Source organism: Kitasatospora sp. NPDC057512 (assembly GCF_042802135.1).
Taxonomy (GTDB): Bacteria; Actinomycetota; Actinomycetes; order Streptomycetales; family Streptomycetaceae; genus Kitasatospora.
On record NZ_JBHVET010000037.1, the window covers coordinates 1 to 24,576 of the forward strand.

Here is a 24,576-nt window from a genome sequence, read left to right on the forward strand (position 1 = left end):
CGGGGCCGGCGGGCTCGCCCCGGCCACCGCGGCCGCGCTGGCCGCCGCCCGCGAGGCGGGGGTCGGCGGCGCCGGCCGCGACCTCTTCCTCTCGCCGGACCTGGAGGCCGCCGCCGAGCTGGTCGCCTCCGGCGAGCTGGTGCGCGCGGTCGAGCGGGTCACCGGCCCGCTGGCCTGACGCCCGATCGACCGGACCGGTGGCACCGCCGCGGGGTGACGGGGACTCAGTCCCAGTCGCTCCGCGGCGAGCGCTCCCCGCGGCCCCCGCGGTTGCGCAGCTCGCCCAGGGCCGCGGCCAGGTTGACTCCGACGATGCCCGCCCAGCAGACCACCAGACCGGCGAAGCCGCCGCTCTCCGGACTGCCCGCGATCGCCGTCAGCGGGACCCCGATGACCAGCGAGGTCACCGCGAGACCGGTGCTGGAGCGCTTGCCGAAGCCCGAGCGGCGGGGGTGGCCCCGGTGCTCGGAGCGGGGCTCGTAGTCGTCCAGCCGCTTGGCCACCGAGCGCTCGACCCGGGCGTCCAGACGGGCGTCGAGCCGCCTCATGAAGGAGTCGACGAGTTCGTCCTCGTACTCCTTGCCGAGCTCCTTGCGGGCCTGGAGGGTGGCGTCGAGGTCGCGCCGCAGTTCGTCCTGACGAGTGTCCATAGGACCAGAGTGGGGCCGCGGGGGCGTCCGGTCCATCCGTTCGCGGGAGGAATCCGGGCGGGCTCAGGGAGAAATCAGGGTTGCCCCGCCCCGGCGGCGGCCCTGGTCCACCCGGCCCCGGCCCGTCCGGCGGCGGCCCGACCGGCCCGGACCACCGCCGGGCCGTCCGATCCGCGGGGCGTCCCACCGGACGTCCCGCCGTACGAGACGTCTTTGCCAGGCGCGGCCCGCTCCTGCACAGTCGTCGTCCGAACCGCACGCACCCGGAGGTACCGCTGATGACCGCCACCGACGAGGCCGGCAGCGTCGGCCCCTCCGCCCGGCTGCTCCAACTGTTCGAGGGGCACCGGCTGACGCCGACCCAGCGCCGGATCGCCCACTCGCTGGTGCGGCACGCCACCGAGGCGCCGTTCCTGTCCAGCGTGGAGGTCGCCGAACTCGCGGGCGTCAGCCAGCCGTCCGTCACCCGCTTCGCGGTCGCGCTCGGGTACGACGGCTACCCGGCGCTGCGCAAGCAGCTGCGCGAACTCGGCGGCGGCGAACCGGCCGCGCCGGAGACCCCGGACGACGCGGTGCGCAACGAGCACCAGCAGGCCGTCCTCGCCGAGATCGCCCACCTGCGCCACCTCGCCGAACTCCTCGCCGACCCGGAGCCGATCATCCGGGCCGCCCGGCTGCTCGCCGCCTCCCGCCCGCTGCCGGTGCTCGGTCTGCGGGCCGCCTCGGCGCAGGCGCGCGGCTTCGCCTACTTCGCGTCCAAGGTGCACCCGGACGTCCGGCTGCTGGACGAGGGCGGCAGCATGCTCGCCGACCGGCTGGAGCAGGCCCGGGCGGCCGGCGCCAGTGCGCTGCTCTGCTTCGCCCTGCCGCGCTACCCGCGGGAGCTGATGGACGCGCTGACGGTGGCCCGCGAGTGCGGGCTGACGGTGCTCACCGTCGCCGACAGCGCCTTCGCGCCGGTCGCCAAGCTGTCCGACCTGATGCTGCCGGCCGCCGTCGGCACCGGGCTGGTCTTCGACACCGCGTGCGCGCCGATGATGCTCGGTCGGGTGCTGTTGCAGTCCATGTGCGACGAACTCCCGGGTGCGGAGGCCCGGTTGGAGGCGATCGAGCAGTCGGCGGCGGCGCGCGGACTCTTCCTGGAATAAGCAGGGCCCGCAGCGGCGGCGGGGGAGTAGTCGCCACGAACCCGGGCATCCCCTCCTTCAGGGGGTGCCGCCCATGCGCGTGATCCACGAGATGAAGTTCGTCGCCCGCCTCTCCTCGGGTGCCGACGAATGGTCCTGCCCCACCTGCGGACGCCGCGTCACCCTGCGGCGCCTGCCCGAACCCGAACTGACCGTCCTCGACCCGGGCGACGAGTCCGCCGTCCACGTCGGCGTCATCGAACCCGACGCCCGCGCCGCCGCGGCCGCCGAGAAGTACGGCCTCGGCCCCGTCCAGAACATCCCCCGCCCGCCCTCCCCGCCCACCCCGGACGCCGACGACCGCCGCTGGCTCGCCGAGATCGGCATCGACTGGGACGGCGGCGCGGCGGCCTGAAGGGCACCCGCACCAGCCCGCTCCGGACCTGCCGGGCGGGCGATTCGGCGTGCCTGGGGGGCGGTTTCGGCCGTCACTGATCGGATGCCTTCGGGGTCTGGTCGAAAGCTGGCTGTTTAGTTATATTCAACCGAACCCAGCTTGAATGAATCCATCCGCAGGGAGGCCGTGACTATGGTGCAGCAGCAGGCGAGCGGACCGCGTGAGGTGCGCGCGGCGCGCGGCACGGGGCTGACGACGCAGGGGTGGCAGCAGGAGGCCGCCCTGCGGATGCTGATGAACAACCTCGACCCGGAGGTGGCCGAGCACCCGTCGAAGCTGGTGGTGTACGGCGGGACGGGCAAGGCGGCGCGGGACTGGCGGTCCTTCGACGCCATGGTGAGGACGCTGGAGGGGCTGAAGCGGGACGAGACCATGCTGGTCCAGTCCGGGCGGCCGGTCGGCGTGATGCAGACCCACGAGTGGGCGCCGCGGGTGCTGATCGCCAACTCCAACCTGGTCGGCGACTGGGCCAACTGGGAGGAGTTCCGCCGGCTGGAGAGCCTCGGGCTCACCATGTACGGGCAGATGACCGCCGGCTCGTGGATCTACATCGGCACCCAGGGCATCCTCCAGGGCACCTACGAGACCTTCGCGGCCGTCGCCAACAAGCGCTACGACGGCTCGCTGGAGGGCACCATCACCCTCACCGCCGGCCTCGGCGGGATGGGCGGCGCCCAGCCGCTGGCCGTCACCATGAACGGCGGCGTGGCGATCTGTATCGACTGCGACCCGTCCCGGATCGCCCGCCGGATCGAGCACCGCTACCTGGACGTCGAGGCCAAGGACCTCTCCCACGCGCTGGAGCTGGCCACCGCCGCCCGCGACAAGCGGCAGCCGCTCTCCATCGGCGTGCTGGGCAACGCCGCCGAGCTGGTCCCGCAGCTGCTCGCGATGGACGCGCCGATCGACATCGTCACCGACCAGACCAGCGCCCACGACCCGCTGGCCTACCTGCCGGTCGGCGTCGCCTTCGAGGACATGGCGGACTACGCCGCGGCCAAGCCCGCCGAGTTCACCCGGCGGGCCCGCGAGTCGATGGCCGCGCACGTCGAGGCGATGGTCGGCTTCCTGGACCGCGGCGCCGAGGTCTTCGACTACGGCAACTCGATCCGCGGCGAGGCCCAACTGGCGGGATACGACCGCGCGTTCGCCTTCCCCGGCTTCGTCCCGGCGTACATCCGCCCGCTGTTCTGCGAGGGCAAGGGCCCGTTCCGCTGGGCGGCGCTGTCCGGCGACCCGCAGGACATCGCCAAGACCGACAAGGCCGTCCTCGACCTCTTCCCGGAGAACGAGTCGCTGGCCCGCTGGATCAGGATGGCCCAGGAGAAGGTGCACTTCCAGGGCCTGCCGGCGCGCATCTGCTGGCTCGGCTACGGCGAGCGCGACAAGGCCGGCGAGCGCTTCAACGACATGGTCGCCTCCGGTGAGCTGTCCGCCCCGATCGTGATCGGCCGCGACCACCTGGACTGCGGCTCGGTGGCCTCCCCGTACCGGGAGACCGAGGCGATGCTGGACGGCTCCGACGCGATCGCCGACTGGCCGCTGCTCAACGCCATGGTCAACGTCGCCTCCGGCGCCTCCTGGGTCTCCATCCACCACGGCGGCGGCGTCGGCATCGGCCGCTCGATCCACGCCGGCCAGGTCACCGTCGCCGACGGCACCGCGCTGGCCGGGGAGAAGATCCGCCGGGTGCTCACCAACGACCCGGGCATGGGCGTCATCCGGCACGTGGACGCGGGCTACGACCGGGCGGTCGAGGTCGCGGACGAGCGCGGGGTGCGCGTTCCGATGGGTGAGCTGTGACGGTCCCGTCGTTCGAAGAGATGTGGGCGGAGCTGCTCCCCGTGGGCCGCTCCGCCGCCTCCGGCGGCTACCGCCGCTTCGCCTGGAACTCCGCCGACGCCGAGTGCCGCGCCTGGTTCGAGCAGCAGGCCCGCGGCCGCGGCCTGGCCTACGAGCTGGACCGCAACGGCAACCAGTGGGCCTGGCTGGGCGACCCGAACGCCGGCGGTGCGGTCGTCACCGGCTCGCACCTGGACTCCGTCCCGGACGGCGGCGCCTTCGACGGCCCGCTCGGCGTGGTCTCCTCCTTCGCCGCGCTGGACGAACTGCGCTCCCGCGGCGCGGAGTTCACCAGGCCCCTGGCGATCGTCAACTTCGGCGACGAGGAGGGCGCCCGGTTCGGCGTGGCCTGCATCGGCTCCCGGCTGACCGCCGGGGTGCTCTCCCCGGAGCAGGCGTACGGGCTGCGCGACGCCGACGGCGTCCGGCTGCCCGACGCGATGGAGAAGGCCGGCTACGACCCCACCGCGATCGGCGCGGACGAGGACCGGCTGGCCCGGATCGGCGCCTTCGTCGAACTGCACGTCGAGCAGGGCCGCTGCCTCGCCGAGGGGCAGCCGGTCGGTGTGGCCGGGGCGATCTGGCCGCACGGCCGCTGGCGGTTCGACTTCCACGGCGAGGCCAACCACGCCGGCACCACCCGGATCGAGGACCGCCGCGACCCGATGCTGACCTACGCCAACACCGTGCTGGCGGCCCGCAAGAAGGCGAAGCAGGCGGGCGCGCGGGCCACCTTCGGCAAGGTCGCGGTCGAGCCCAACGGCACCAACGCGATCGCCTCGCTGGTGCGCGGCTGGCTGGACTCCCGGGCGGCCGACGAGCGCACCCTCACCGCGCTGGTCGAAGCGATCGAGCGGGCCGCCGCCGAGCGCGGCGAGCGCGACGGCGTCCGGGTCGAGCTGACCCGCGAGTCCTACACCCCGGTGGTGGACTTCGACGGGCCGCTGCGCGACCGGCTGGCCAAGCTGCTGGACGCCCCGGTGCTGCCCACCGGCGCGGGACACGACGCCGGCATCCTGGCCTCGGCGATCCCGACCGCCATGCTGTTCGTGCGCAACCCCACCGGCGTCTCCCACTCCCCGGCCGAGCACGCCGAGCAGGCCGACTGCCTGGCCGGGGTCGCCGCCCTCGCCGACGTACTGGAGGACCTGGCGTGCCAGTGACCGCACCGATCTACTGGGCGCAGTACGCCTGGCTGCCGGGCCCGAGCGGCCCGGCGGTCGAGCGCGAGGTGCTGATCGCCACCGGCCCGGACGGCCGGATCACCGCCGTCACCCCGGACAGCGGCCCCTGCCCGCCCGGCGCCGTCCGGCTCGACGGGCTGCTGCTGCCCGGCCAGGCGAACGCCCACTCGCACGCCTTCCACCGGGCGCTGCGCGGACACGTCCAGGTCGGCTCCGGCACCTTCTGGACCTGGCGCGACACCATGTACCGGTTCGCCGGCGCGCTCGACCCGGACCGCTACCTGGCGCTCGCCACCGCCGTCTACGCCGAGATGGCGCTGGCCGGCGTCACCGCCGTCGGCGAGTTCCACTACCTGCACCACGCGCCCGGCGGCGCCCGCTACGCCGACCCGAACGCGATGGGCGAGGCGCTGATCGAGGCCGCCGCCCGGGCCGGCATCCGGATCACCCTGCTGGACACCTGCTACCTGTCCTCCGGCTTCGGCGCCGAGCCGACCCACCCGCAGCTGCGGTTCAGCGACGGCGACGCCGAGGCCTGGGCCGCCCGGGCCGACGCGCTCAAGCCGCGCGAGCACGCCCGGATCGGTGCCGCCATCCACTCGGTGCGGGCCGTCCCGGCCGAGCAGCTGGACACCGTCGCGCACTGGTCGGCGGTGCGCGGGGCACCGCTGCACGTCCACCTGTCCGAGCAGACCGCCGAGAACGACGCCTGCCTGGCCACGCACGGCGTCACCCCGACCCGGCTGCTCGCCGACCACGGGGTGCTCGGCCCGCGCACCTCGGCCGTGCACGCCACCCACCTGACCGACGAGGACGTCAGGCTCCTCACCGACTCCTCCACCACGGTCTGCATGTGCCCCACCACCGAGCGGGACCTCGCGGACGGCATCGGCCCGGCTCGCCGGCTCGCCTCGGCGGGCTCCCCGATCACCCTGGGCAGCGACAGCCACGCGGTGATCGACCCGTGGGAGGAGGCCCGGGCGCTGGAGCTGGACGAGCGGCTGCGGACGCGGACGCGCGGCCACTGGACGGCGAACGCGCTGCTGCGGGCGGGTGGTGAGGACGGGCACGCCTCGCTCGGCTGGCCCGAGGCCGGACGGATCGAGGCCGGGGCGCTCGCCGACTTCACGGTGATCGCGCTGGACACCGTCCGTACGGCGGGCCCGCCGCCCCGGCTCGGCGCCGAGATCGCCGTCTTCGCGGCCTCGGCGGCGGACGTGCGGCACCTGGTGGTCGGCGGCCGGCACGTCGTCCGGGACGGCGTGCACCTGCTGGTGGACGACGTGCCGGGTGCGCTGCGGCGCTCGATCAGCGCGCTGAGCTGCTGACCTTTCCCACCTTCCTTCGAGAGGCCTTGTCTTGAGCACCCTGATCACGGGCATTGGCAGCCTGGTCACCAACGACCCCGGGCACGGCACCGGGCCGCTCGGCCTGCTGGCCGACGCGGCCGTGGTGGTCGACGGCGCCACCGTCGCCTGGGTCGGCCCGGCGGCCGACGCCCCGGCGGCGGACGAGCGCTTCGACGCCGAGGGCCGGGCGCTGCTGCCCGGCTTCGTCGACTCGCACGCCCACCTGGTGTTCGCGGGGGACCGTACGGCTGAGTTCAACGCCCGGATGTCCGGGCAGGCGTACTCGGCGGGCGGCATCCGGACCACGGTGGCGGCCACCCGGGCCGCTTCGGATGCCGAACTGGAGGCCAACCTGGCCGGGTTCGTCCGGGAGGCGCTGCGGCAGGGCACCACCACCATCGAGTGCAAGTCCGGCTACGGGCTGACGGTCGAGGACGAGGCGCGGGCGCTGCGGATCGCCGCCGGGTACACCCCGGAGACGACGTACCTGGGCGCCCACGTGGTCGCCCCGGAGTACGCCGAGGACCCGGCCGGGTACGTGGAGCTGGTGACCGGCGAGATGCTGGACGCCTGTGCGCCGCACGCCCGTTGGGTGGACGTGTTCTGCGAGAAGGGCGCCTTCGACGGCGACCAGGCGCGGGCTGTTTTGACGGCGGGGATCGAGAAGGGCCTCACGCCGCGCGTGCACGCCAACCAGCTCACGTACGGGCCGGGCGTGCAGCTGGCGGTGGAGCTGGGGGCCGCCTCGGCGGACCACTGCACCCACCTGACGGACGAGGACGTGGCGGCGCTGGCGGGGTCGGCGACGGTCGCGACGCTGCTGCCGGGGGCGGAGTTCTCGACGCGCGCCGAGTACCCGAGCGGGCGCAGGTTGTTGGACGCGGGCGCGGTGATGGCGCTGTCCACGGACTGCAACCCCGGTTCCAGCTTCACGAGTTCGATGGCGTTCTGCATCGCGGTGGCCGTGCGGGAGATGGGCATGACCCCGGACGAGGCGGTCTGGGCGGCAACCCTGGGAGGCGCCCACGCGCTGCGGCGCAGCGACGTCGGCACTGTCACGGTCGGCTCGCGGGCGGACCTGCTGCTGCTGGACGCGCCGTCGCACGTCCACCTGGCCTACCGCCCGGGCGTGCCGCTGACGGCGGCGGTCTGGCGCGCGGGCGTCCGCGAGGTCTGAGCCTTCGGACGACAGACGGCCCCCGCGCCCCCGGGGTGGCGGGCGCGGGGGCTCTCTGCGCTTGTGGCTCAGGCGAGCTACGCCTCCGGCGGCACGCTGTAGCGACTCAGGACGTCTTCAGCCGTGGACTTGTCCAGTAGACGGAGTTCCCAGGGCCCAGTGTTGACGTCGAACTCCTTGCCGAAGCCAACCCACTTGCCGGCCATGCGACGTCCGGTGGCCGTGGCCGCGAACTGTTCCCACACGCCGGTGCCCGGTGGGTGCGGACCGATCAACCCCGGGGCGTGCGCGTCGCACTGCAACGGCGGTGGCGGTGGCGGAGGTGGGGCGGCGAAGCCCACTAGCCTGGGCCCACCGAACGCCGAAAGGGCGGGACGCATGGATGAGAGCGAAGCCCGGAAAGTCGCCAACACCCTTCAACGGCTAGGCATTCGGGGAATCGTCTCCCCCGAAGACCTCGACAACCCGAACGGGCGGTGGAGGGTGTACGACCACGTCGATGCTGCTACCCGGCGGGACATCACCGACGAAGTACTGACGCTCATCGCGGGCCGGTCCCGGCAGACCGGCCCGGCGCGAGGATTCGTCGTCTCGAAGTCCCGCTGGGTCACCCCTCGAAACGGCCCCGTCCGGGTTCGCCCGGGCGAGGCTACCTCGTGCGGAAGTACGTCAGGGAGCGTTATGGAATTGATCTCGGCGGCACGCCGAATCGAGCTGCTGTTCGGTGAGCCCGCCCAAGAGGTCCGAAAGCTTGAGCTACGGGACTTCTACGAGGTGGACCGCCCGTTGTTCGAGGCATGGCGCTCAGGCGACCGTGGGACGGTCGAGGAGACGATGCGTGGACATCGGGCGTTCCTGACCGGGAAGGCCGCTGCCGGCTTCCCTTACCGGCGTGTGCGGGTCGTCTCCGAACCCCTCTCGGACTACCAGCGAATGGCGGTCGAGCTGGCCGACCCCACGGAACGTCTTCGGTGGCTTCCCCGCCGTCTCGTGTCGGCGCTGCCCTTGCCGGGGAACGACTGCCTGATCCGGGATGACCTGGTGGTCTTCAACCTCATCGGGGGAGACAACCAACAGACCGACATCCAGCTCTCAACCGATCCGGACGTGATCCGGTTCTGCAACGAGGCGTTCGAGCAGGCATGGTCGCTCGGCGTCCCCAATGGTGAGTACAAGCCGTAGTGACATGTCCGACCAGGAACCATCCGAGTCCGCAAGGCGCTTTCGGGACTCAGCTCAAAGACCGCCGTCGAGCAGATGTGGACCGACTACAAGCGGTGGCACCGACCGGGGATGAAGCATCTCCAGTTCCAAGCCATGTCGGCCTGTACGCCGGGCCCATGTCGCCCCCGTCGAGCACCGGCTCGACGGGGGCGATGTTGCGTTCCCTTCAGGGGGTGACGGTGAGGCGGTCGAACTCGCCGGCCTTGGCGCCCTGGAGGAAGGCGGTGAGGTTGAGACGGGTGGTGCGGACGATGACATCGCCCTCATCGGACTCACGTACTTCGATCAAACCGTCGACGGAACGCACCTCGACGCAGTTGTCGCTTGAGGCCGAGTAGCTGGACTTCTGCCACGCGGAGCTAGACATGCTGGCCTGCCTCTTCCTTGATCGACTGCATGAGGTCACGTGACTTCTCCTCGGAGAGCGCCGTGGAGTCCATCATGGCAAGGAGGGCACGGAACCTCGTGAGGTGGGCTGGGCTGTCGAAGAGCTGGCCGCCATGGCCTGTGTCCATCTGCGCAGCATCCAGGTCCGTGATCGGCCCCTCGGAATAGGTGAAGTTCTCGCACGGACTCGGGACAGCGCCGGCGGCGAACGGTACGACTCGGACCGAGATGTTGGGCTGCTCCGAGTCGGCGAGGAGTGCGTCGATCTGCTCGATGTTGACCCTGGGATCACTGAACTGCATGCGCAGGGCAGCCTCGTGGATGAAGGCGGTATACGGCGTCGCGCCAGATCGGATTATGCGCTGTCGCTGCATGCGGAAGGCTGTCTTGAGATCGACCTCGTGACGCAGCGGTGGCGGGTAGGCCTGAGCGAACAACGCAGCCGTGTAGACGCCGGTCTGGAGCAGGCCGGGGACGAAGGTGGTTCCGTAGACCGAGAGCCGGTGGGCGTGGCCCTCCAACTCGGCGATATCGAGGAAGTCTGTCGCCAGGGTTTCTCGGTACTCCTCCCACCATCCGGGCTTGCCTCGCTCGGTGATGATGTTGGCGAGCGCGTCGATCAGTGGCTGGTTGGAGCACATGCATGTCGTGGCGATGGTGTGCAACCGCTCCACGCTGATGCCGATCTTCCCCGCCTCCATCTGCGTCACCTGGGCTGGGTTCATACCGACCGCCCGGCCGAGCTGGCTGCCGCCGAGGCCGATCTGCTCTCGCATCCTCCGCAGTTCTGTTCCCAGCCTGCGCTGACGAAGCGTGGGGTTCGTACGAGCCATGGTTCCTTCCGAGGCGAGGGGGTCCCAGTCTGCCGCGCTGGCCTACATGGGTCCATCTGGGGTCGCCAGCCACGATCGGGGGAATATCTGGATCCCATGGAAATTTTGTCATGGATCTGAGTTATCGTCATTCCCAGATCGATCCGACGGATCGTCAGTAACGCCTGTATCCAAGGCAGTAGGCGCCTGCTGCCCGCGCACCGAAGAGCAACCGCCGCCCCGGCCTGGCTCACGGCGACGACCGTCATTCCCCTCCCCACACCACAGCCTCACGGAGGTTCCCGTGTGCACCCGTAACACCCCCTCGCTCACCCTCTCCCGCCAGGCCCTGCGGGACGCGATGACCCGCAGCGGCGGCTGGGACGCCGACAGCATCTTCAACGCCGAACTCGCCCTGATGGAGCTCGTCGTCAACGCCTGGCGGCACGGCGACACCCCCGCGCCCGTCGTCTGGTTCTCCGTCCTCGGCCGCACCCTCCGGGTCACCGTCTCCGACGAGAGCGACGCCCTCCCTCGACAGCGAACCCCCGCCGACTCCGCCGAGTCCGGCCGGGGCCTCCAGCTGGTGGAGGGCCTCACCCACCGCTGGGGCGTCGACCCGCAGAAGCGCGGCAAAACCATCTGGTATGAGCTGGACTGCCGCGCGTGACCGGCTACCCCGTCCTGCCGGAGGACCCCCGGATGCGTGACTACACCAAACCCCACCTCATGGCCCTTCTGGGCGAGTTGCACAGGCGCGGCCTGCCGCACGGGCTCCTCTGGGGGTCCGCCTCGCCGGGCGGGACCACCATCGACGGACGCATCCTGATCGACTTCGGGAAAGCTCCGGTCGGCACTCTGCTCAACCTCCTCCGTCTGCTCCGCGATCTGGACGATGACGACGAGGCGTGGCGCCAGTGAAGTTCTTCATCGGCGCGATCCTCCTCGCCCTCCTCGTCCTCGCGATCGCCACCGTGGCCCTCGGCGTCACCGCGACCCTCCGGATGACTCCTCCCCAGGGGTGCGACGACCGGCACTGAAACGCGCGAAGGCCCCTCTGCAAGCGGCCGGCCAAGGAGTTGGCGGCCGACGAGTTCCGGGTCGTCTCCGCGGTGAAGTTCGGGCAGATGCGCCCGCTGGACAAGGCCTTCCACAGTGCGGTGGTGGCCCCGCCCCTCATGCTCATGCAGCACCTGAGGGGTGAGACGGAGTTGGTGGACAAGTTCCGCCACTCGATCCGCGAGTGCGCGGACGGCCTGCTGGACAAGCTGGACCTGTTCACGCCGTACGGCCAGGGGATGGTGCGCGAACTCGCGGACTTCGCCGAGACGATCGACTTCGATCTCGTCACCCGGTCGATCTCGGGCCGGGAGTTCGCGCACTACGACCTGCCTGCCGCAGCCTAGGCTTCGAAGACGATGCCGACCTCCCTGGCGAGGCTCAGGGCCAGTTCCATGGACCCCGGGCCTCGCACGGTGGCACCCTTGAGGTGCGCGGCGCCTCCGACATCGATCAGTGTGCAGTTGTCGAAGCTGACACCGGGCTGAATGACGACGTTGGCGAACTGGGTTCCCGTGAGGTCGCACTTCTCGAATCGGACATCACGGAGTTCGGCGAACTGAAAGTCGGCCTGGGAGAGATTGCACTCCCTGAAGACCACCGTCTTGAACTTCGCGTAGCGGAACAGCGTGCTGTCTGTCCGAGTGCCCTCGAAGAGGACGTCACGGAAACTGCCGTTGCTCCAGGACGACCCGGTGAGCCGGCACCCGGTCACCGTGCCGCGGAGGACGGATACGTCCTGCGTCCGGACGGTGGCGAAGTCGCAGGTGTCGAAGGCGATGTGAGCGAGCACCGACCGGACCAGGTGCATCCCGGTGAACCGGACGTTCTCGAAGGCGCATTGCTCGACTTCGACCGCTTCGCCCGATCGTCCGACGAGGCTCAGTCCGCTGTATTGCCTGCCTTTGATGGTGGCGTCGTCCTCGAAGTCGTGCTCGGGCAACTCCGCAGGTCGCAAAGCCACCTGAAAGCGCGGGGCCAGGGGATTCTTCTGGCGAGGCATGGCCTGAGTCATGACGGGCACCTCACAGTAGCCGCTGGAGTGGAGGAATTGAACGCTAGCACTCAACTACCGTATGCAGAAAGGCAGTTGAAATGCATGGGCTTTGGGATCCGGTAGCTATTCAGCCTGCCGAAACCTCAGGGCATTTGGTGGCGCGGCGCTGATCACTCCAGGCCCAACGACCGTCGTAGGAACTCCAGTTCGTGGTGCAGCAGGTTCTCGATCACCGCCTCGTCCGTCGGCCGGTGGCCGGTGGCGCGCAGGGGGAGGACCTCGTGCGGGCGGCCGGCGGCGAGGAGGGCGGCGGAGAGCCGCAGGGTGTGGGCCGGGTGGACGTTGTCGTCGGCGAGGCCCTGGATCAGCAGCAGCGGACGGCGGAGCTCCGGCGCCAGGGCGATCAGTGAGCCGCTGTCGTAGTGCTCGGGGTGCTCGTCGGGGTGGCCGAGGAAGCGCTCCTGCCAGTGGGTGTCGTAGAACCGCCAGTCGGTGGGGGCGGCCCCGGCGGAGGCGGCGTGGAAGACGTCCGGGCGCCTCAATACCGCGAGGGCGGCGAGGTAGCCGCCGTAGGACCAGCCGCGGATGCCGACCCGGTCGAGGTCGAGCAGTCCGGGCCGCAGCCGGGCGACCGCCCGCAGGCCGTGGACCTGGTCCGCCAGCGGGAGCGTCGCCTTGTCGCCGTACACGGCCTTCTCCCACCGGGGCCCGCGTCCGGGGGTGCCGCGGCCGTCCACCACGAGCACCGCGAAGCCCTGGTCGGCGAACCACTGGGAGACCTGGTCCCACCAGAGGCCGCCGGTGGTGGCCTTCTGCAGCGCGGGCCCGGCGTACGGGTCGAGCAGGACGGGCAGCGGGCCGTCGTCGGGGCGGTGGCCGGTGGGCAGGAAGAGGTTGGCGCGCAGGGCGTGCGGGCCGAGCCGGAGCGGTTCGGGCCGCGGGGTGACGACGGGCGGCTCGGCGTGCGAGGTGAGCGGGAGCGCCGGGAGGCCCTCGCGCAGGACGGTGGAGCGGCCGCCGGGGTGCCCGGGGGAGCGGGTGGTGAGCACCAGCGTGCCGCCGCGCCGCACCCCGGTGTGCAGGCCGGGGCCGTCGCTCAGCCGACGGATGCCGCCGTCCGGTCCGTACGTCCAGAGGTGGGTCTCGGTGGGCTCCTCGGAGGCGGTGAACAGCACCTGCTCGCCTTCCGTCCCGAGCACCGCGCGCAGCTGGAGCCCTGGCGGGGTGACCGGTTCGCCGTCGACGGTCAGGTGCCGGGTGTCGCCGAGGTCGGCGGTGTCCACCAGGGCGCCGCCCGCGGTGCGGGCGGGCAGGCCAGGCAGCAGCTCGACCCAGTGGGCGTCGTGCTGTTCGGCGAGCACTCGGGTGGTGCCGTCCGGCTCGACGGCCAACACAAGGACGGTGCGCTGGTCGCGGCTCTGCACGGCGGCGTACGGGCCGTGGCCGTCCCAGCCGGCGGCGGTCAGGTACTCGAAGGCGGCGCGGTCCCAGCGGACCTCGGTGTCGGAGCCGTCGAGGCCGAGCAGCCGCAGCGTGACCTCGGCGTTGGCGGTGCCGGCGAGCGGGTAGCGGACGGCGCGCGGCGGGTGGTGCGGGTCGGCGGGGTCGGCCAGGAAGAGCCGGGCGAGCGGGCGGTCGTCGACCCGGGCGACCAACAGCGCGGTGCCGTCGGGGGACCACCAGTGGCCGCGGTCGCGGTACATCTCCTCGGAGGCGACGTACTCGGCGAGCCCGTACGAGACGTCCTCGGCCTCGGGTTCGGCGAGCGGGCGGTCGTCCGTGCCGTCGACGCCGACCACCCGCAGGGCGCCGCCGCTGACGTAGGCGATCCGGCGCCCGGCCGGGTCGAGCCGGGGGTCCTGCGGCGGGCCGGGAACGGGGACGGCGCGGACGGTGCCGGCGGCGGTGTCGGCCAGCCACAGGGCGCCGTCCAGGGCGAAGGCGGCGAGCGTGCCGGCGGCGTCGGTGCTGTACGCGGCGATGCCCTCGCCGGCGCCCAGTGCGGCCGGGTCGGCGATCAGCCGCTCCGCACCGGTGGCGGTGTCCAGGGCCCAGAGGCATGCGAGCGGGTCGGTGCCGGAGCGGCCGCGCAGGAAGAGCACGGCGGCGCCGTCCGCCGAGGGCTCGGGCCGGGTGGGGACGCCCAGGGTGAAGCGCCGGGTGCGGGCCAGCTGGCGGGGTAAGGAGGGGGTCGTCATGCCGGGCACCATAGGCACGGCCGACGGGCCCCTGTCGAGCCGGAAAAGCACTCGGGGCCGCCGCGGATCCTGGAATCCACGGCGGCCCCGGAGCGGGCGGGGACGGGCGTCAGTGCACGTCGCCCATGAGGGCCTGGACCTTCTTGCGGTAGGTGAAGATGGCGAACCCGGCGAGGGCCGCGAGCGACGCCTGCATCGCGATGATCCCGGTGCCGTTGAGGCTGACGCCGGCCAGCGAGAGCAGGCTGGTGGTGCAGTCACCGGCGGTGACGGCGAGGAACCAGACGCCCATCATCTGGGAGGCGTACTTGCGCGGCGCCATCTTGGTGGTGACCGAGAGGCCGACCGGGGAGAGGCAGAGCTCACCGATGGTCTGGATCAGGTAGATCGAGACGAGCCAGAGCGGGGAGACCAGGGTGCCGTTGTCCGCCATGGTCATCGGGATGATGAAGACGAAGAACGAGACGCCGACCAGGAGCAGGCCGATCGAGAACTTCACGATGGTGTTCGGCTCCTTGTCCCGGCGGGACAGCCAGAGCCACAGCCAGGCGAAGACCGGCGCGAACGCCATCACGAACAGCGGGTTCAGCGACTGGTACCAGGTGGCCGAGAAGCCGAAGCCGAACAGCGAGTCGGCGGTCTTCTTGTCCGCGAACAGGGAGAGCGTCGATCCGCCCTGGTCGTAGATCATCCAGAAGATCGCGGCCGCGGCGAAGAACCAGATGTACGCGGACATCTTGGACTGCTCGTCGGAGGTCAGGTCCTTGTCGCGCTTGATCCGGGCCAGCACGGTGATCGGGATCAGCAGACCGGCGATGGTCAGCGGGACGAGGGCCCAGTTCAGCGTGTAGAGGCCCAGGCCGGCCACGGTGCCGTAGAAGGCGGCGAGGCCGAGCACGGTCAGGCCGGCCTTCACCAGCAGGCGCTTGCGCTCCTCGGACAGCAGCGGGTTGGGGACCTCGCTGCTCACCGGGTTCAGGTGGCGGCTGCCGAGCAGGAACTGGGTCAGACCGAGGGCCATGCCGACCGCGGCGATGCCGAAGCCCAGGTGCCAGTTGTACTCCTTGCCGATCGTCCCGATGACGAACGGGGCGACGAAGGCACCGAGGTTGATGCTCATGTAGAAGACGGTGAACCCACCGTCGCGGCGCGGGTCCTCGGGGCCGTTGTAGAGCTGGCCGACCATCGTGGAGATGTTGGCCTTCAGCAGTCCGGAACCGAGCGCGACCAGGAGCAGGCCGACGAAGAACGCCGCCTGGCCCGGGACGGCCAGCGCGATGTGGCCGGACATGATCACGAACCCGGCGATGGCGACGGTCTTGCGGGCGCCCCAGACCCGGTCGCCGAACCAGCCGCCCGGGTAGGCCATGAGGTAGACCATCGAGACGTAGACGGAGTAGATCGCCGTCGCCGTCGTCGCCTTCATGGCGAGGCCACCGCCCTGGCTGCCGACGGCGGCGTCGGCGCCACCGGAGACCAGGTAGTAGATGAGCAGGGCGCGCATGCCGTAGTAGGAGAAGCGCTCCCACATCTCGGTCATGAACAGCGTGGCGAGACCTCGGGGGTGCCCGAGGAAGGTCTTGCCGCTGGGAGTTGCCGACGTCGCGTCGGTGTCCAGGGTCTTAGACGCCATGAGTAGTGGTTCCTTGCCTGACAGCGTCCGCCTAGGGGGGTGGCGGCGGACGTGGACCAAACCACTCTACGTGGCGACATTTGGCTCTATCAGATGACAAAAGTCTTGAATCAGGTATGTGAATGGCAAAGTTGGCGACAAATCTGCCCGATCTATCGATGGTAGACGGGCGTGTCTTCCTTCGGTTTCAAGATCCAACAGGCGATTCTTCACCGAAGGGCCGGTCTGTTGCGCCCCGTTGAGCCCGATGGTGGCCTTGTATAACGATCACGCTCTGTGAACTACCTCACAGGGCGTACGGGGATACCCCGGCGGACTACCATCACCACATGACCTGTGTGCTGCTCGCCGAGGACGATCCGGCGATCTCCGAACCCCTCGCCCGGGCCCTGCGACGCGAGGGCTATGAGGTGCTCGTCCGCGAGGACGGTCCGACCGCACTCGCCGCCGGCCTCACCGAGGAGGTCGACCTCGTCGTCCTGGACCTCGGCCTGCCCGAGATGGACGGCCTGGAGGTCTGCCGCCGCCTGCGTGCCGACGGCAAGAGCTGCCCCGTCCTGGTGCTCACCGCCCGCGCGGACGAGGTGGACACCGTGGTCGGCCTGGACGCCGGTGCCGACGACTACGTCACCAAGCCCTTCCGCCTGGCCGAACTGCTCGCCCGCGTCCGGGCCCTGCTCCGGCGCGGCAACGTCGACCAGCTCACCACCGGCGCGCACGGCGTGAAGATCGACATCGAGTCCCACCGCGCCTGGCTCGGCGACGAGGAGCTCACCCTGTCGGCCAAGGAGTTCGAGCTGCTGCGCGTCCTGGTCCGGGACGCCGGCCGGGTGGTCACCCGCGAGGAGATCATGCGGCAGGTCTGGGACACCACGTGGTGGACCTCCACCAAGACCCTGGACATGCACATCTCCTGGCTCCGCAAGAAGCTCGGCGACGACGCGGCCAACCCGCGCTACATCGCCACCGTGCGCGGCGTGGGGTTCCGGTTCGAGAAGAATTGACCCTGACGGAGACCGGGCCCTCGGCCCGCGGCGGCGGAACACCCCGGGGAGCGGCAGCGTGAAGCGCAGGATGATCAACTCGCTGCTGGGCGTCGTCCTGGTGGTCGTCGTGGTGTTCTGCGTGCCGCTCGCCCTGGTCGAGAAGCGGACCATCGTCAACTCGGCCCAGGACCGGGTGGACGCCGCCGCCGTCCGGGTGCTCGCCCTGGTCGAGAGCCGGCTCGCCGCGGGGGAGCCGGTCACCGGGCGGGCGTTCGAGAGCCAGGTCACCGAGGGCAGCTACGTCGAGGTGCAGGTGCCCGGCCAGCCGGTGGTCTCCGCCGGCGAGCGCCCGGCCGGGAACCACCTGCTGAAGGCCGTCGAGCGCGGCAACAGCGGCGAGACCGTCACCGTCGAGCAGTCCCGCGAGGACGTCGACCACGAGATCGCCAACAACCTGCTGCTGCTCGGCGTGGTCGCCCTGCTGGCCGTCCAGGCCGCGGTGGCGCTCGCCGTCTGGCAGGCCAAGCGGCTCGCCCGACCGCTCACCGACCTCGCCGAGACCGCCGAGCGGCTCGGCTCCGGCGACCCTCGCCCGCGCGACCGCCGCTACGGGGTGCCCGAGCTCGACCGGGTCGCCGAGGTGCTGGACACCAGCGCCGAGCGGATCGCCCGGATGCTCACCGCCGAGCGCCGGCTCGCCGCCGACGCCTCCCACCAGCTGCGCACCCCGCTCACCGCGCTCTCCATGCGGCTGGAGGAGATCACCGCCCTCGCCGAGGAGCCGGAGACGGTCAAGGAGGAGGCGACCATCGCCCTCCAGCAGGTCGAGCGCCTCACCGACGTGGTCCAGCGGCTGCTCACCACCCAGCGCGACCCGCGCAGCCCCACCGCCGTCGCCTTCGACCTGGACGAGGTGATCAAGCAGCAGGTGGAGGAGTGGGGCCCGACGCTGCGGGAGCAGGGCCGGGTGCTCTCCCTGGAGGGGCTGCACGGGGTCACCGCGGTCGGCACCCCGGGGACGGTGGCCCAGGTGCTGGCCACCCTGATCGAGAACTCGCTGATGCACGGCGCCGGGACGATCACCCTGCGGATCCGGCCCTCCGGCACCTCGGTGGTGGTCGAGGTCCAGGACCAGGGCGCCGGCGTGCCGCCGGACCTCGGCAACCGGGTGTTCGAGCGTGCGGTCAGCGGGCGCAACTCCACCGGCATCGGGCTGGCCGTCGCCCGCGACCTCGCGGAGGCGGACGGCGGGCGGCTCGAACTGCTCTCGCTGAAGCCCGCGGTGTTCGCGCTCTTCCTCGGGCGCAGCCACCAGGACTGAGCGGGTACTCGGCCCGGTGCCCGGCGCCGGAAACGGCGAGCCCCGGCGGCCGGGTCGGCCTGCCGGGGCTGCGGGGTCCGTGGGTGGGGCCTACTCGGCCTTGGCGTAGCGGATCGGCTCGGTGGCCAGCATCAGTTCGGCCTGTTCGGCGATCTGCGGCTCGCCGGCGCGGGGGGCGGCGATCTGCGGCTCGGGCTGCGGCTCGGTCTCGGGCAGGGCCTTGAACACCCAGGTCCGGTACGAGAAGAAGCGGAAGGCCGTACCGGCGATCAGGCCGATCACGTTCTTGGCGATCAGCTGGCTGGTGGGCGAGTCGTAGCCGAGCACGTGCACCGAGAAGGCGTTGATGCCGTTCTCGATCAGCATGCCGATGCCGCTGAAGATCAGGAACAGGGTGATCTCGCGCTTGCGCGAGGCCGCGTCCCGGTCGCGGTAGAGCCAGTAGCGGTAACCGAGGTAGTTGGTGCCGATCGCGACGCTGGTGGCGATGTAGCCCGAGAAGGAGTTGACCGGGCCGGTCGCCTTCAGGCAGACCCAGAAGACGCCTGCGTTGACGATCACACCGGTGAGGCCGACGATGCCGAACTTCACGACTTCGCCCGACAGCCCACGCAGTTTCCGCATGAGCGAGGGTTTCGAAGCGGTGGTCGTCGCCATACCGGGTGGCCTCCATGCACTGCGGGACGAAAGGGGTGTCCCACCGGGCCGGGGCCACCCCTTGAGTCCTGCGTGCACGCACATGATCAGATCACAGCGACGAGGACCTAGCCGTCCAGGCTACCCGCTTCCATCGAACGGCTCAGCCGTCAGGGGTGGGGGTTGACATCTACGCGCGTCCACTACTCACGGCCCGCAGGCGGCTCCACCACCTCCCACCGGCCCGGATATCCTGGGCCGCGTGACTTCCCCGGGCAATGTGAATTTTCCAGTGGTGGGCATGATCGGTGGCGGGCAGCTGGCCCGCATGGCACACCAGGCGGGCATCCCGCTCGGGGTCAGGTTCAAACTCCTCGCCGACACGCCCCAGGACTCCGCCGCGCAGGTGGTCTCCGACGTCGTCCTCGGTGACTACCGCGACCTCGACACCCTGCGCGCCTTCGCCGCCGGCTGCGACGTGATCACCTTCGACCACGAGCACGTCCCCACCGAGCACCTGCGGGCCCTGGAGGCCGACGGCATCGCCGTCCGCCCCGGCCCGGAGGCGCTGGTCAACGCCCAGGACAAGGGCGTGATGCGGGCCAAGCTGGACTCCATCGACGTGCCCTGCCCCCGGCACCGGATCGTCGCCGACCCGGCCGACGTGACCGCCTTCGCGAACGAGGGCACGGGCTACCCGGTCGTCCTGAAGACCGTCCGCGGCGGCTACGACGGCAAGGGCGTCTGGGTCGTCGACGACGAGGAGCAGGCGCACGCCCCGTTCCTGGCCGGCGTCCCCGTGCTGGCCGAGGAGAAGGTCGACTTCGTCCGCGAGCTGGCCGCCAACGTCGTCCGCTCGCCCAGCGGCCAGGCCGTCGCCTACCCGGTGGTGGAGAGCGTCCAGGAGAACGGCGTCTGCGCCGAGGTCACCGCCCCCGCGCCGGACCTCGACCCGGCCCTGTCCGACGAGGCCCAGCAGCTCGCCCTGCGGATCGCCGGGGACCTCGGCATCGTCGGCCACCTCGCCGTCGAGCTGTTCCAGACCCGCGACGGCCGCATCCTGGTCAACGAGCTGGCCATGCGCCCGCACAACTCCGGGCACTGGACCCAGGACGGCGCCGTCACCTCGCAGTTCGAGAACCACCTGCGGGCCGTCCTCGACCTCCCGCTGGGCGACCCCCGCCCGCGCGCCAGGTGGACCGTCATGGTCAACGTCCTCGGCGGCGACTACCCGGACATGTACCACCCCTTCCTGCACTGCATGGCCCGCGACCCCGGGCTGCGGATCCACATGTACGGGAAGGACGTGAAGCCCGGCCGCAAGGTCGGCCACGTCAACGTCTTCGGGGACGACCTCGAAGACGTCCGCGAGCGCGCCCGCCACGCGGCCGCCTACCTGCGAGGAACGATCACCGAATGACCAACCCCCTCATCGGCATCGTGATGGGCTCGGACTCCGACTGGCCGGTCATGGAGGCCGCCGCCCAGGCGCTCGACGAGTTCGAGGTCCCGTACGAGGTGGACGTCGTCTCCGCCCACCGGATGCCCCGCGAGATGGTCGCGTACGGCGAGCAGGCCCACGGGCGCGGCCTGAAGGCGATCATCGCGGGCGCCGGCGGCGCGGCCCACCTGCCGGGCATGCTCGCCTCGGTCACCCCGCTGCCCGTCATCGGCGTGCCGGTGCCGCTGCGGTACCTGGACGGCATGGACAGCCTGCTGTCGATCGTCCAGATGCCGGCCGGCGTGCCGGTCGCGACCGTCTCGGTGGCCGGCGCGCGCAACGCCGGCCTGCTCGCGGTGCGGATGCTCGCCGCCTTCGACCCCGAGCTCACCGAGAAGATGACCGACTTCCAGGCCGAGCTGAACAACCAGGCCACCGAGAAGGGCAAGAAGCTGCGCGCCAAGGTGGCCGGTTCCGCGTCCTTCGGCTTCGGCAAGTAGTTCGACCACCCGCGGAGGTGGGGTAGAACAGCACGCATGACCGCTGACCTGGACTCCCCCACCCCGCTGGACCGCGCCCGCGCCCTGCTGCGCACCGCCCCCGTGGTGGACGGCCACAACGACCTCCCCTGGGCGATGCGCGAGCAGGCCGGGTACGACCTCGGCGCGCTCGACCTCGCCGCCGACCAGAGCGACCGCCTGCACACCGACCTCGCCCGCCTCGCGGAGGGCGGCGTCGGCGCGCAGTTCTGGTCCGTCTACGTCCCCTCCTCGCTGGCCGGCGACCACGCCGTGAGCGCCACCCTGGAGCAGATCGACTTCGTCCACGCCCTGGTGGAGCGCTACCCGGACCGGCTGCGCCTGGCCCGTACCGCCGCCGACATCGAGGCCGCCCGCGCCGAGGGCCGGATCGCCTCCCTGATGGGCGCCGAGGGCGGCCACTCCATCGACTGCTCGCTGGCCACCCTGCGCGCCCTGTACGAGCTGGGCGTCCGGTACCTGACGCTCACCCACAACGACAACGTGCCGTGGGCGGACTCCGCGACCGACAAGCCGGCGGCCGGCGGGCTGACCCGGTTCGGCGAGGAGGTCGTCCGGGAGATGAACCGGCTCGGCATGCTGGTCGACCTCTCGCACGTCTCCGCCGACACCATGCGCGACGCCCTGCGGGTGACCGAGGCGCCGGTGGTCTTCTCCCACTCCTCCTCGCGCGCGGTCTGCGACCACCCGCGCAACATCCCGGACGACGTGCTCGCCCAGCTGCCCGCCAACGGCGGCGTGGCGATGGCGACCTTCGTGCCGAAGTTCATCCTGCCCGCCGCCATCGAGTGGACCGTCGCCGCCGACGGGAACATGCGCGACCACGGCTTCCACCCGCTGGACACCACCCCGCCGGCCATGGAGCGCCAGCGCGCCTTCGAGGCCGCCAACCCGCGCCCGATCGCCACCCCGGCCACCGTCGCCGACCACCTCGACCACATGCGCGAGGTGGCCGGCATCGACCACATCGGCATCGGCGGCGACTTCGACGGCACCGCCTTCCTGCCGGACGGCCTGGACTCGGTGGCCGGCTACCCCAACCTGGTCGCCGAACTCCTCGGCCGCCACTGGTCGGAGGCCGACCTGGCCAAGCTCACCTGGCACAACGCCGTCCGCGTCCTGCGCGACGCCGAGTCGGCGGCCGCCGGGCTGCGGGCGGGCCGCGGCCCGTCCATCGCCACCATCGCGCAGCTGGACGGCCCGGCCTCCTAGTCCAGCAGCGGGATCTCGATGGCCGGGCACCTGTCCATCACCATGGCCAGCCCGGCCTCCCGCGTCCGCCCGTACGCGGCCTCGTCCACCACGCCCAGCTGGAACCAGACCGCCTTCGCCCCGATGGCGACCGCCTCGTCCGCGACCTCCCCGGCGAGGTCGGACCGGACGAACACGTCCACCACGTCGACCGGGAACGGGATCTCGGCGAGCGAGGCGTAGCCCTGCTCGCCGAGGACCGTCTCGGCCTTCGGGTGCACGGGCACGATCCGCTTGCCGTACTTCTGGAGCACCCGCGCCACCCCGTACGCGGCCCGGGCGGTGTTGGTGGACAGGCCCACCACCGCCCAGGTGTCACCGGTGCGGGTGAGGATCTCGCGGACCGCCGCGTCGTCGCCGTAGCTCGTCATGCCGGTGGGAACGCCGGGCGGCGGTGCGGGATTCCTGCCCGGTCAGCTCGGGCGGCCCAGGGCGCGGTAGGTCCAGCCGGCGGCGCGCCAGGCCTCGGCGTCGAGGACGTTGCGGCCGTCGAGGAGGCGGCGTTCGGCGACCACGGCGCCGAGGACGGCCGGGTCCAGCTCGCGGAACTCGGACCACTCGGTGAGGTGGAGGACGACGTGGGCGCCCTCGGCGGCCTCCAGGGCGGAGTGGGCGTAGGCGAGGGAGGGGAACATCTTGCGGGCGTTGTCCACGGCCTTGGGATCGTAGACGGTGACCTGGGCGCCCTGGAGCTGGATCTGGGCGGCCACGTTGAGGGCGGGGGAGTCCCGGATGTCGTCCGAGTCGGGCTTGAAGGCGGCGCCGAGGACGGCGACCCGGCGGCCCAGGAAGCCGCCGCCGCACTGCTCGCGGGCCAGCTCGACCATCCGGGAGCGGCGCCGCATGTTGATCGAGTCGACCTCGCGCAGGAAGGTCAGCGCCTGGTCGGCGCCGAGTTCGCCGGCCCGGGCCATGAACGCGCGGATGTCCTTGGGCAGGCAGCCGCCGCCGAAGCCGAGGCCGGAGTTGAGGAACCTGCCGCCGATCCGCTCGTCGTAGGCGAGCGCCTTGCTGAGCTGGGTGACGTCCGCGCCGGCCGCCTCGCAGACCTCGGCCATCGCGTTGATGAAGGAGATCTTGGTGGCCAGGAAGGAGTTGGCGGCCGCCTTGACCAGTTCGGCGGTCGCGTAGTCGGTGACCATGAACGGCACCCCGGCCGCGATCGGCTCCGCGTACACCTCGCGCAGCAGCCGCTCGGCCCGCTCGCTGTGGGCGCCGACCACGATCCGGTCCGGCCGCAGGGTGTCCTGCACGGCGAAGCCCTCGCGCAGGAACTCCGGGTTCCAGGCGAGTTCGGCGCCCTCGCCGACCGGCGCCAGCGCGGCCAGCCGCTCGGCCAGCCGGGCCGCCGAGCCGACCGGGACGGTCGACTTGCCGACCACCAGGGCGGGGCGGGTCAGGTGCGGCGCGAGCTCGTCCAGCGCGGTGTCGACGTACGACATGTCGGCGGCGAACTCGCCCTTGCGCTGCGGGGTGTTGACGCAGATGAAGTGCACGTCGCCGAACTCGGCGGCCTCCTGGGCGGAGGTGGTGAAGCGCAGCCGTCCGGTCGAACCCTCGTGCCCGGCCACGTGCTTGAGCAGCAGTTCGGACAGCCCGGGCTCGTACATCGGGACCCGCCCTGCGGTCAGCATGGCGATCTTGTCGGGGTCGATGTCCAGACCCAGCACCTCGAAGCCGAACTCGGCCATCGCGGCGGCGTGCGTGGCGCCGAGGTAGCCGGTGCCGATCACGGAGATGCGGAGGGTCACGGGTTCTCCTTGGATGCGGACGCGACCAGTACGGATGCCCTGATGCTATCCGCCCGCCGGGACCGCCCAGGGATCACCTGCACGCCGGAGGGGCCGCCCCGCCGGTCGTTCCCGGGGCGCGGACGTGAACGACGGGCCGGCCGCTGGACGCTAGGCAGCCGCAGGTCGGCGCCCTAGGATCTCTACTGAACGGTAGTTAACCGCGGATTCGACTCGCACCGGGCGTCGATCGGACCTCGATCGGGCGTCGACCGGGCGTCGGTCACTGAACGACGAGGCAGGCATCATGGCGGGCAGCGCAGGGGCGGCTGACTTCGATCTCTTCCGGATCTCCGAGGAGCACGGGATGCTCCGTGAGGCGGTGCGTTCGCTGGCCGAGGCGAAGATCGCTCCGTTCGCGGCGGAGGTGGACGAGCAGGGGCGGTTCCCGCAGGAGGCGTTGGACGCGCTGCGGGGCAATGACCTGCACGCGGTGCACGTGCCGGAGGAGTACGGCGGTGCGGGGGCGGACGCGCTGGCGACGGTGATCGTGATCGAGGAGGTCGCGCGGGTGTG

The 24,576-nt window shown here is 71.6% G+C and carries 26 protein-coding genes and 1 pseudogene; 17 read left to right on the forward strand and 10 right to left on the reverse strand.

Annotated features, from left to right (window positions below):
• Window positions 1-224: 224 nt before the first annotated feature.
• Window positions 225-650, reverse strand: coding sequence for a hypothetical protein (locus tag ACFU6K_RS04795; protein ID WP_380660910.1), 426 nt, complete (start codon window positions 648-650; stop codon window positions 225-227).
• 278 nt (window positions 651-928) lie between these two features.
• Between ACFU6K_RS04795 and ACFU6K_RS04800 the strand changes: the two genes are divergently transcribed.
• The 6 genes from ACFU6K_RS04800 (at window position 929) to hutI (ending at window position 7,786) form a co-directional block, all read left to right on the forward strand.
• Window positions 929-1,798, forward strand: coding sequence for a MurR/RpiR family transcriptional regulator (locus tag ACFU6K_RS04800; protein WP_380660911.1), 870 nt, complete (start codon window positions 929-931; stop codon window positions 1,796-1,798).
• A 73-nt stretch (window positions 1,799-1,871) separates the two neighbouring features.
• Window positions 1,872-2,192 carry a hypothetical protein gene (locus ACFU6K_RS04805; protein WP_375876644.1) on the forward strand — a complete coding sequence of 107 codons (321 nt, stop codon included), beginning with the start codon at window positions 1,872-1,874 and terminating at the stop codon, window positions 2,190-2,192.
• A 174-nt stretch (window positions 2,193-2,366) separates the two neighbouring features.
• Window positions 2,367-4,037 carry a urocanate hydratase gene (gene hutU, locus ACFU6K_RS04810; protein ID WP_380660912.1) on the forward strand — a complete coding sequence of 557 codons (1,671 nt, stop codon included), beginning with the start codon at window positions 2,367-2,369 and terminating at the stop codon, window positions 4,035-4,037.
• 20 nt (window positions 4,038-4,057) lie between these two features.
• Complete coding sequence (locus tag ACFU6K_RS04815; protein ID WP_380660933.1) at window positions 4,058-5,239, forward strand: allantoate amidohydrolase; 1,182 nt, start codon at window positions 4,058-4,060, stop codon at window positions 5,237-5,239.
• Window positions 5,236-6,588, forward strand: a complete 1,353-nt coding sequence (locus ACFU6K_RS04820) for a formimidoylglutamate deiminase (protein WP_380660935.1) — start codon at window positions 5,236-5,238, stop codon at window positions 6,586-6,588. The genes ACFU6K_RS04815 and ACFU6K_RS04820 overlap by 4 nt, the downstream gene beginning before the upstream one ends.
• 31 nt (window positions 6,589-6,619) lie before the next feature.
• Window positions 6,620-7,786 (forward strand): imidazolonepropionase, encoded by a 1,167-nt coding sequence (gene hutI, locus ACFU6K_RS04825; protein ID WP_380660913.1) that lies wholly within the window; start codon window positions 6,620-6,622, stop codon window positions 7,784-7,786.
• Window positions 7,787-7,863: 77 nt separating this feature from the next.
• Here the strand turns inward: hutI and ACFU6K_RS04830 are convergent.
• Window positions 7,864-8,007 (reverse strand): annotated as a pseudogene (locus ACFU6K_RS04830) (XRE family transcriptional regulator); the annotation flags it as partial.
• A gap of 157 nt (window positions 8,008-8,164) precedes the next feature.
• Between ACFU6K_RS04830 and ACFU6K_RS04835 the strand changes: the two are divergent.
• Window positions 8,165-8,968: a DUF6879 family protein gene (locus ACFU6K_RS04835; RefSeq protein WP_380660914.1), complete on the forward strand. Its 804-nt coding sequence runs from the start codon at window positions 8,165-8,167 to the stop codon at window positions 8,966-8,968.
• Window positions 8,969-9,176: 208 nt separating this feature from the next.
• Here the strand turns inward: ACFU6K_RS04835 and ACFU6K_RS04840 are convergent, their stop codons facing one another.
• Window positions 9,177-9,377 carry a DUF397 domain-containing protein gene (locus ACFU6K_RS04840; protein WP_380660916.1) on the reverse strand — a complete coding sequence of 67 codons (201 nt, stop codon included), beginning with the start codon at window positions 9,375-9,377 and terminating at the stop codon, window positions 9,177-9,179.
• Window positions 9,370-10,230: a helix-turn-helix transcriptional regulator gene (locus ACFU6K_RS04845; RefSeq protein ID WP_359827292.1), complete on the reverse strand. Its 861-nt coding sequence runs from the start codon at window positions 10,228-10,230 to the stop codon at window positions 9,370-9,372. The genes ACFU6K_RS04840 and ACFU6K_RS04845 overlap by 8 nt, the downstream gene beginning before the upstream one ends.
• Before the next feature lie 283 nt (window positions 10,231-10,513).
• Between ACFU6K_RS04845 and ACFU6K_RS04850 the strand changes: the two genes are divergently transcribed.
• The 4 genes from ACFU6K_RS04850 to ACFU6K_RS04865 are packed head-to-tail and all read left to right on the forward strand — an operon-like array spanning window position 10,514 to window position 11,615.
• Window positions 10,514-10,879: an ATP-binding protein gene (locus ACFU6K_RS04850; RefSeq protein ID WP_380660917.1), complete on the forward strand. Its 366-nt coding sequence runs from the start codon at window positions 10,514-10,516 to the stop codon at window positions 10,877-10,879.
• Entirely contained in the window at window positions 10,876-11,130 is a 255-nt protein-coding gene (locus ACFU6K_RS04855) for a hypothetical protein (RefSeq protein WP_380660918.1), read from the forward strand. Before ACFU6K_RS04850 ends, ACFU6K_RS04855 begins: the two co-directional genes overlap by 4 nt.
• The gene (locus ACFU6K_RS04860; protein ID WP_380660919.1) at window positions 11,127-11,249 is read left to right on the forward strand and encodes a hypothetical protein; all 123 of its coding nucleotides are present in this window, start codon (window positions 11,127-11,129) and stop codon (window positions 11,247-11,249) included. Before ACFU6K_RS04855 ends, ACFU6K_RS04860 begins: the two co-directional genes overlap by 4 nt.
• Window positions 11,250-11,288: 39 nt before the next feature.
• Window positions 11,289-11,615: a hypothetical protein gene (locus tag ACFU6K_RS04865; RefSeq protein ID WP_380660920.1), complete on the forward strand. Its 327-nt coding sequence runs from the start codon at window positions 11,289-11,291 to the stop codon at window positions 11,613-11,615.
• Here the strand turns inward: ACFU6K_RS04865 and ACFU6K_RS04870 are convergent.
• The 3 genes from ACFU6K_RS04870 to ACFU6K_RS04880 form a co-directional block, all read right to left on the reverse strand.
• Window positions 11,612-12,283, reverse strand: a complete 672-nt coding sequence (locus ACFU6K_RS04870; RefSeq protein ID WP_380660921.1) for a pentapeptide repeat-containing protein — start codon at window positions 12,281-12,283, stop codon at window positions 11,612-11,614. The genes ACFU6K_RS04865 and ACFU6K_RS04870 overlap by 4 nt on opposite strands.
• Window positions 12,284-12,435: 152 nt before the next feature.
• The gene (locus tag ACFU6K_RS04875) at window positions 12,436-14,463 is read right to left on the reverse strand and encodes a prolyl oligopeptidase family serine peptidase (protein ID WP_380660922.1); all 2,028 of its coding nucleotides are present in this window, start codon (window positions 14,461-14,463) and stop codon (window positions 12,436-12,438) included.
• 109 nt (window positions 14,464-14,572) lie between these two features.
• The gene (locus ACFU6K_RS04880) at window positions 14,573-16,096 is read right to left on the reverse strand and encodes a peptide MFS transporter (RefSeq protein ID WP_380660923.1); all 1,524 of its coding nucleotides are present in this window, start codon (window positions 16,094-16,096) and stop codon (window positions 14,573-14,575) included.
• A 329-nt stretch (window positions 16,097-16,425) separates the two neighbouring features.
• Between ACFU6K_RS04880 and ACFU6K_RS04885 the strand changes: the two genes are divergently transcribed.
• Together ACFU6K_RS04885 and ACFU6K_RS04890 are read left to right on the forward strand one after the other, a co-directional pair.
• Window positions 16,426-17,100, forward strand: a complete 675-nt coding sequence (locus ACFU6K_RS04885) for a response regulator transcription factor (RefSeq protein WP_030058577.1) — start codon at window positions 16,426-16,428, stop codon at window positions 17,098-17,100.
• Between the two features lie 58 nt (window positions 17,101-17,158).
• Complete coding sequence (locus tag ACFU6K_RS04890; protein ID WP_049650022.1) at window positions 17,159-18,403, forward strand: ATP-binding protein; 1,245 nt, start codon at window positions 17,159-17,161, stop codon at window positions 18,401-18,403.
• Window positions 18,404-18,493: 90 nt separating this feature from the next.
• Here ACFU6K_RS04890 and ACFU6K_RS04895 read toward each other — a convergent pair whose 3' ends face one another.
• Window positions 18,494-19,027 (reverse strand): GtrA family protein, encoded by a 534-nt coding sequence (locus ACFU6K_RS04895; protein WP_380660924.1) that lies wholly within the window; start codon window positions 19,025-19,027, stop codon window positions 18,494-18,496.
• A gap of 292 nt (window positions 19,028-19,319) precedes the next feature.
• Between ACFU6K_RS04895 and ACFU6K_RS04900 the strand changes: the two genes are divergently transcribed.
• Genes ACFU6K_RS04900 through ACFU6K_RS04910 form a run of 3 tightly spaced genes read left to right on the forward strand, consistent with a single transcriptional unit; the run spans window position 19,320 to window position 22,231 of the window.
• A complete protein-coding gene (locus tag ACFU6K_RS04900; protein WP_380660925.1) occupies window positions 19,320-20,459 on the forward strand; it encodes a 5-(carboxyamino)imidazole ribonucleotide synthase in 1,140 nt (379 codons plus the stop codon).
• Window positions 20,456-20,980, forward strand: coding sequence for a 5-(carboxyamino)imidazole ribonucleotide mutase (gene purE, locus ACFU6K_RS04905; RefSeq protein WP_380660927.1), 525 nt, complete (start codon window positions 20,456-20,458; stop codon window positions 20,978-20,980). Before ACFU6K_RS04900 ends, purE begins: the two co-directional genes overlap by 4 nt.
• Window positions 20,981-21,016: 36 nt before the next feature.
• A complete protein-coding gene (locus ACFU6K_RS04910) occupies window positions 21,017-22,231 on the forward strand; it encodes a dipeptidase (RefSeq protein WP_380660928.1) in 1,215 nt (404 codons plus the stop codon).
• Here ACFU6K_RS04910 and ACFU6K_RS04915 read toward each other — a convergent pair.
• Both ACFU6K_RS04915 and ACFU6K_RS04920 read right to left on the reverse strand, forming a co-directional pair.
• Entirely contained in the window at window positions 22,228-22,641 is a 414-nt protein-coding gene (locus ACFU6K_RS04915; RefSeq protein WP_380660929.1) for a CoA-binding protein, read from the reverse strand. The two genes, ACFU6K_RS04910 and ACFU6K_RS04915, sit on opposite strands and share 4 nt — an antisense overlap.
• A 42-nt stretch (window positions 22,642-22,683) precedes the next feature.
• Window positions 22,684-24,021 carry a UDP-glucose dehydrogenase family protein gene (locus ACFU6K_RS04920; protein WP_380660930.1) on the reverse strand — a complete coding sequence of 446 codons (1,338 nt, stop codon included), beginning with the start codon at window positions 24,019-24,021 and terminating at the stop codon, window positions 22,684-22,686.
• A gap of 286 nt (window positions 24,022-24,307) precedes the next feature.
• Between ACFU6K_RS04920 and ACFU6K_RS04925 the strand changes: the two genes are divergently transcribed.
• A partial coding sequence (locus ACFU6K_RS04925; protein WP_380660931.1) for an acyl-CoA dehydrogenase family protein occupies window positions 24,308-24,576 on the forward strand: 269 nt, incomplete at its 3' end.